Source organism: Methylocystis sp., assembly GCF_021731785.1.
Taxonomy (GTDB): domain Bacteria; phylum Pseudomonadota; class Alphaproteobacteria; order Rhizobiales; family Beijerinckiaceae; genus Methylocystis.
Map to the genome: position 1 here is coordinate 21,618 of NZ_JAKFWS010000147.1, position 6,715 is coordinate 28,332.

The following is a 6,715-nucleotide window of genomic DNA, read 5'->3' on the forward strand; positions in this document are numbered from 1 at the left end:
CCGATGCATCTTTTCGCCTACCGCAACGGCGCGCTCCACGCCGAGGAGATCGCCGTGCATGAGCTCGCCGATGAAGTGGGCACTCCCTTTTACTGCTATTCGGCGGCGACAGTCCGCCGTCACTTTCGCGTGTTTTCGCAAGCCTTCGCGGGGCTCGACGCCCTCGTCTGCTATGCGGTGAAGGCCAATTCCAATCAGGCCGTGCTGCGCCTTCTCGCCCAGGAGGGCGCGGGCATGGATGTGGTTTCCGGCGGCGAACTCGCCCGCGCGCTCGCCGTCGGCGTGGCGCCGGAAAGGATCACCTTTTCCGGCGTCGGCAAGTCTGCGGAGGAGATCGCGGCGGCGCTTGGCGCAGGAATCTTTTGTTTCAACGTCGAGTCGGAGCCGGAGCTTGAAGCCCTGTCGCAAGCGGCGGGCGCGCTCGGGCGCGCTGCGCGCGTATCGCTGCGCGTCAATCCGGACGTCGACGCGCGCACGCACAAGAAGATTTCCACCGGCCTCGCCGAAAACAAATTCGGCGTGCCGCTGTCGCGCGCGCGGGAGATCTATGCCTTCGCCGCGAAGCTCAAGGGGATCGAGATCGCCGGAGCCGACATGCATATCGGCTCGCAGCTCACCGATCTCGCGCCATTCGACGAAGCCTTTTCGCTGCTCGCCGAACTCGTGCGCGACCTGCGCGCCGACGGGCATAATATTTCGCATGTCGATCTCGGCGGCGGGCTGGGAATCCCCTATCACGAGGGCGACGATCCGCAGTCCTACCATCCCGAAAAATACGCCGGGATCGTGCGCAAGCATTTCGGCGGACTCGGCTGCGGACTGGTGCTGGAGCCTGGACGGCTGATCGTCGGCAACGCCGGCGTGCTCGTCACGCGCGTCATCTATGTGAAGCATGGCGACGCCAAGACCTTCGTGATCGTCGACGCCGGCATGAATGACCTTGTCCGCCCGACGCTCTATGACGCCTGGCACGACATCGTTCCCGAGCGCCAGCACACGGATCGGCAAAAGATCGTCGCCGACGTCGTCGGGCCGGTGTGCGAAACGGGCGACTATCTTGCGCATGGCCGCGAGATGGTCGAACCGCGCGCCGGCGACTTGCTCTGCGTGCTGACGGCGGGCGCCTATGGCGCCGTGCAGTCCGGGACCTACAATACGCGCCCGCTGGTTCCCGAAGTTTTGGTCGATGGCGCGCGTTACGCCGTCATTCGCCAACGCCAAAGCGTCGAGGAGATCATCGCGATGGACAGCGTCCCCGACTGGCTTTAGATCGCGCCGCGTTTAGCCGGAATCGCTTGAATACAAAAACGTGGTCGATTTCAATGTTTCGAGCGCGCTTCGTGCGGGAAGCTCGCGTCCGCCTTTTCGCAAGCGGCGCCGGCGTGGGCCTCGATCCAGTCGCGCACGCGGGGATAAACGCCCGGATCGAGCAGCGCAAGATGATTGCGACCGGGCGCTGAAAGGAACGTCTTCGGCTCATTGGCAAGATCGAACAGCCGGCGTGCGAGGCGAATTGGAATAACGGAATCATTCTCGCCGTGGAGGATGAGGACCGGCGCCCGCGCTTTGCCGATCTCCCGATCCGAGCGAAACGGATCGCGCACGAGATAATGGACGGGCGCCCAGGAGTATCGCTCCGCCGCCACGTCGGCGATGGAGGAATAGGGGGAATCGAGCACCAGTCCCGCCGCATGATGCGTGGCTGCAAGATGGGTGGCGACGCCCGTTCCAAGCGACTCGCCCATAATGACGATCCGCTCGGGTGCGTAGCCGAGCCTCAGCGCCTCTGCGTAGGCCGCTTCGGCGTCGAGGAAGAGACCTTCCTGCGCGGGCGCGCCGGTCGAGCCGCCGTAGCCGCGATAGGAGACGGCGAGCATGCCGAACCGGTCTTCGACAAAGCGCCTGAACCGCGGAACGCGATCGCGAAGCGCGCCGCCATTGCCAGGAAGATAAAGAATGAACGGCCGCCCGCAGTCGCCGGAAAGCCGCCAGGCGAGAAGCGTCTCGCCGTCGCGCGTCTTGAGCGTCGTTTCCTGAGCCTCGGCAAGGCCGGCCGCGGCGGGATCGGCGCGCCGCGCGTCGGGGCGAAAGAGGAAGTCGCGCTGAAAGGCGACGAGACCGGCGAGCGCCGCGAAATAACCGGCGAAAAGAGCGGCGAGCGCATGTTTCAAATAGCGCGCCATGAGGTCCCTAAGCATTAGGCGCGGCGCCGCGAGGCGACGAGCGCGCGTATAAAAGATATCCCCCGGCCTCGCCGAAAACAAATTCGACGCGCCGGCGTCGCACGCGAGGTCTACGTCTTCGCCACGAAGCTCAAGCGAATCGAGATCGCCGGCTGGCATATGCTCGGTGGCGCGCGTTACGCCGTCATTCGCCAGCGCCGAGGCGTCGAGAATGTCATTGCGACGGACAGCATCCCGATCGGATCGGGTGAGCCGATCGTATCCGGTTGTATGTGACTTCGGACTGCGGCAGTTTGGGCGTCCGTTCTGGCCAGGCAGGCGGAAGTTGCATTTCCAAGCGAACGGAGTATGGCCGATGCTGTTTGCGATCTACTATGAAATGACGCCCGAACATCGCGACGATGTTCTCAAGCGTTTTCAGAAACTCGGCGACGCCGCTCCGAAGGGGATGAAGGTCATCGGAAACTGGCTTTCCGTCACGCTGCTCGAAGGCTGGAGCATCGTCGAAGCCAGCGACGTCGCTGATCTCGGCGCGCTCTTCCATTCCTGGACCGACCTCAACGTCAACCACATCACCCCGGTCTTTGACGAAAACGCCGCGCACAATTTCCTCGCAGCCAAGAAGAAATAGGTTCGCGGCTCAGAACGCCAGGTCTCCATGAGAGCGGCGATAGTCGCGATACCAGTTGACGAGCGCCGCGATGCCCTCGTCAAGCGACGTATGCGGGCGATAGCCGGTCAGGCGTTCCAGGAGATCGGCGCTGGCGAAAGTGCGCGGAACGTCTCCCGGCTGCATGTCGAGATAGTTGCGCTTGGCCTTTTTGCCGAGCACTCTTTCGATCGTCTCGATAAAGTCGAGAAGCTTCACCGGCGCGCCGCGGCCGATGTTGACGATCCGAAAGGGCGCGACCGGCGAAACGCTGTCGTCGCCCGAATCGCGCTCGGGAACGCACTCGATCAACCGCACGACGCCTTCGACCAAATCCGACACATAGGTGAAGTCGCGCGACATGTCGCCGTGATTATAGATGTCGATCGTCCGGTCGTTCTCGATCGCGTCGACGAATTTCAACGGCGCCATGTCCGGGCGGCCCCATGGCCCGTAGACGGTGAAGAAGCGAAACATCGTCGTCGGGATCGACCATAGATGCGCATAGGAATGCGCCATCGCTTCGCCGGCTTTCTTCGTCGCCGCATAAAGGGTCAGTGGAAAATCGGTTCGGTCGCTCTCGTGGAACGGCACCGTGGGACTCGCGCCATAGACGGAGCTTGTCGAAGCGAACAGAAAATGTCGCGGCTTCAAGAACCGCGCCATCTCCATGACGTTGAAGGCGCCGACGAGATTAGCGTCGACATAGGCGCGCGGATTTTGCAACGAGTAGCGTACCCCCGCCTGCGCGGCGAGGTGGATGATGACGTCCGGCGCGGCCTGTTCGGCGGCGCGGGTGAGCGCCTCCATGTCCTCAAGCATGGCGATCGTGTCGCGATAGCCATTCGTGCGCTGCAGAATGGCGCGGCGCGCCTCCTTGAGATTAGGATCGTAATAGGGCGTCATGCCGTCGAAGCCATCGACAAGATGCCCCGCGTCGAGCAGACGCTTCGCCAGATGAAAGCCGATGAAGCCGGCCGTGCCGGTCACGAAGACGCGCATGAGCTCGCCATATTCCCGCGTGATGAAAGCTTCGCCGTCATGGGGGAAGGCGACCGGCCTGTCAACGCGCCTGCGAGGCCTTCGTTTTCGCCGCCTCAAGCCATATGTTGGCGCAAATAGGAGAAACCGTCATGGTTGGCGGCGCCGACAAGCCTAAGACGATTCACCCGCTCTTCGTTCGGGTGACGCATTGGGTGAACGCTTTCGCGATCTTCGTCATGGTGCTGAGCGGCTGGCGCATCTACAACGCCTCGCCGATCTTTGGCTTCGAGTTTCCTAAGGATTTCACGCTGGGCGGTTGGCTCGCGGGCGCGCTTGCTTGGCATTTTGCCGCAATGTGGCTGCTGGCGCTCAACGGATTCGCTTATCTCGCTTACGGTTTGGTTTCGGGCCACTTCCGAAGAAGCTTCCTGCCGATCTCGCTCCGCGGCGCCTTCGACGACGTGTTTCTCGCGATGCGAGGCCTCCTGCATCATGCGCCAGGCCGCTACAACGCCGCTCAGCGGGTATCTTACATAGCGGTCATTCTTGCCGTGATCGTCGCCATTCTCTCGGGCCTCGCCATCTGGAAGCCCGTGCAGCTTCAAACGCTGACGGCGGCGTTGGGCGGCTATGAGGCGGCGCGCCGCGTGCATTTCTTCGCGATGGCGGCGATCGTCGCTTTCCTTGTCGTTCACATCGGACTCGCCGTGAGCGTCAAAGGCATTCTGGCGGCGATGTTCACCGGCCGTGCGGAGGCGCCGCGATGAAGCCGCCCCGCAGCAAACGTCTTTCCGCCTTTCGGCCGCAGATCGCGCGGCTCGAGCGACGTCTCTTTCTCAAACAAGGCCTGTCGCTTGGCGCGCTGTCGCTCCTCTCCGGCTGCACCCTGAAAGACGACGACGCCGTCGATCGGCTGCTTATCGCGCTGTCGCGCTTCAACGATAAAATGCAGGCGGCGCTTTTCGATCCTTCAAAGCTCGCGCCGACCTATACTGAAGCGGAGATCACGACGCCGTTCCCTTTCAACGCCTATTACGAAGAAAAGGACATCCCCCGCATTGACGGCGAAAGCTACCGACTGCAGCTCTCGGGTCTCATCGCCGACAAGCGCCCCTGGAGCTTAAGCGAACTGCGGGCGCTGCCGCAGTCGAGCCAGATCACCCGGCTCGTCTGCGTTGAAGGCTGGAGCGCGATCGGCAACTGGCGCGGCGTCGCCTTCCGCCATTTTCTGGAGCGAATCGGCGCCGACCTCACGGCGCGTTACGTCGGATTCAAATGCGCCGACAAATATTATTCGAGCATCGACATGCCGAGCGCGTTGCATCCGCAAACGCTGCTGGCGCTCGATTTCACGGACGCCAAATACGGCTATCCCCTGCGCCTGCGCCTTCCAACCAAGCTTGGATTCAAGAATCCGAAATTTATCGGCGAGATCTTTGTGACGAATGACTATCCCGGCGGCTACTGGGAGGACAAAGGCTACAACTGGTTCAGCGGCTCCTGACGGGGCGCCTCGCCCGAAACTAAGTCTCGACTCTTTCCCGCCACTATATATGACTGTCGGTCACGCCCCGGCAGGTCGATGAGTCGGCGCCAAGACTCTAAGCGAGGCATACATGACCAATCGTCGACCTTACGTTAATGGCATTCTCGCCGCGGTTCTATCGGCTAGCGTCATTCCCATTCATGGCGCTCTCGCGCAAAAGAAGGCGCCCCCCGCACCGAAGCCGGTCGCCAGGCTTCCTGGGATTTGGCCGGTCAAGAGCGAAACCGCGCCCGAAGACGCGATCCAGCGCCAAGAGTAAGCGCCGAGAGTAGAAGATGTCCACGGCGATAGGGCGGAAAGTCGCCGCCTGAATACACCCCGAACGCAAAGAGCGACGGCCCGCAAAGACGCCAAATTCGGCGACGCCTTCAGTTAAGCATTTTTTTACCAGTCGGACGAACTTCGTCAAACAGCGCGATTTTGGTCATGAAATCATCGCAGCGCGGACTTGGGCGCGACTCATCATCATCACGGTTGTTGCGCCTGATGACTGTGGGGCGGGCCGATTGAGTCGGTGGGGGCTCTCGCATCTGAGGGGACCAACCAATGCTGAATCAACGATCCTGCGTGAACGGAATATTGGCTGCGGTGTTGTCGGCGAGCTTCCTTCCCATTCACGGCGCGCTCGCCAAGGAAGAAAGATCAACGAACGCGGCCGGGGCCGTGAAACACGCGGCTAAAAAGCAGACGAAGCCCGCCGCGCTAAAACAAGACGCAAACAAGCCGTCGCCGGACGACCAGGGAGGCGCGGGCGACAAGCAGTAGCCCGCTTCCAAGCGCATATCGCGCGCTAATAATCGACGCCAACAAGGTAGAGACCGTGCGGCGGCGCGACCTGTCCGCAGCGCGCGCGGTCTTTCGCCGAGAGCGCCAGCGCCAGATCCTCGGCGCGCCACTTGCCGCTGCCAACATGCTCCAGCGACCCGACCATTGAGCGCACCTGATTGTGCAGAAAGGAGCGCGCCGAAGCGACGATCTCGATGCGCGCGCCGTCGCGGCGCACGTCGAGACGCTCAAGCGTGCGCAGCGGCGAATTCGCCTGGCATTCGGAGGCGCGAAAGGTCGTGAAGTCATGACGGCCGACGAGCGACTGCGCCGCTTCATGCATGGCTTGCGCGTCGAGCGGCCGCTTGACATGCCAGGCGCGGCCGAGGTTTAGCGCCAAGGGCGCGCGGCGATTGTCGATGACATAGAGATAATGGCGGCGGATCGCGGAAAAGCGCGCTTCGAAATCGTCGTCAACCGCCCGCGCCGAAAGCACCGCGATCGGATCGGGCTTCAGATGCGCATTGATAGCGTCGCGCAGCCGGTCGACGCGCCAGTCGCGCGCGAGATCGATATGCGCCACTTGCC

At 62.5% G+C, this 6,715-nt stretch carries 8 protein-coding genes; 5 read left to right on the forward strand and 3 right to left on the reverse strand.

The window, feature by feature from the left end:
* Positions 1-3 precede the first annotated feature (3 nt).
* The gene (gene lysA, locus QZ964_RS19500) at positions 4-1,269 is read left to right on the forward strand and encodes a diaminopimelate decarboxylase (protein ID WP_292533702.1); all 1,266 of its coding nucleotides are present in this window, start codon (positions 4-6) and stop codon (positions 1,267-1,269) included.
* A gap of 50 nt (positions 1,270-1,319) precedes the next feature.
* On the opposite strand, the gene QZ964_RS19505 is transcribed toward lysA, so the two are convergent.
* Complete coding sequence (locus tag QZ964_RS19505) at positions 1,320-2,198, reverse strand: alpha/beta fold hydrolase (RefSeq protein WP_292533703.1); 879 nt, start codon at positions 2,196-2,198, stop codon at positions 1,320-1,322.
* Positions 2,199-2,538: 340 nt separating this feature from the next.
* Here QZ964_RS19505 and QZ964_RS19510 point away from each other — a divergent pair, with 340 nt between their 5' ends.
* Positions 2,539-2,814: a DUF3303 family protein gene (locus tag QZ964_RS19510; protein WP_292533705.1), complete on the forward strand. Its 276-nt coding sequence runs from the start codon at positions 2,539-2,541 to the stop codon at positions 2,812-2,814.
* Positions 2,815-2,823: 9 nt separating this feature from the next.
* On the opposite strand, the gene QZ964_RS19515 is transcribed toward QZ964_RS19510, so the two are convergent.
* Positions 2,824-3,834, reverse strand: coding sequence for an NAD-dependent epimerase/dehydratase family protein (locus tag QZ964_RS19515; protein ID WP_292533706.1), 1,011 nt, complete (start codon positions 3,832-3,834; stop codon positions 2,824-2,826).
* 131 nt (positions 3,835-3,965) lie between these two features.
* On the opposite strand from QZ964_RS19515, the gene QZ964_RS19520 reads away from it, so the two are divergent.
* The 3 genes from QZ964_RS19520 to QZ964_RS19530 all read left to right on the forward strand — a co-directional run bounded on the left by QZ964_RS19520 (position 3,966) and on the right by QZ964_RS19530 (position 5,621).
* Entirely contained in the window at positions 3,966-4,583 is a 618-nt protein-coding gene (locus QZ964_RS19520; protein ID WP_292533708.1) for a cytochrome b/b6 domain-containing protein, read from the forward strand.
* Positions 4,580-5,320, forward strand: coding sequence for a molybdopterin-dependent oxidoreductase (locus QZ964_RS19525; RefSeq protein ID WP_292533709.1), 741 nt, complete (start codon positions 4,580-4,582; stop codon positions 5,318-5,320). The genes QZ964_RS19520 and QZ964_RS19525 overlap by 4 nt, the downstream gene beginning before the upstream one ends.
* Before the next feature lie 112 nt (positions 5,321-5,432).
* Positions 5,433-5,621 (forward strand): hypothetical protein, encoded by a 189-nt coding sequence (locus tag QZ964_RS19530; RefSeq protein WP_292533711.1) that lies wholly within the window; start codon positions 5,433-5,435, stop codon positions 5,619-5,621.
* Between the two features lie 531 nt (positions 5,622-6,152).
* Here QZ964_RS19530 and QZ964_RS19535 read toward each other — a convergent pair.
* The coding region (locus QZ964_RS19535) for a tRNA pseudouridine(38-40) synthase TruA (RefSeq protein WP_292533712.1) at positions 6,153-6,715 on the reverse strand (563 nt) is incomplete at its 5' end.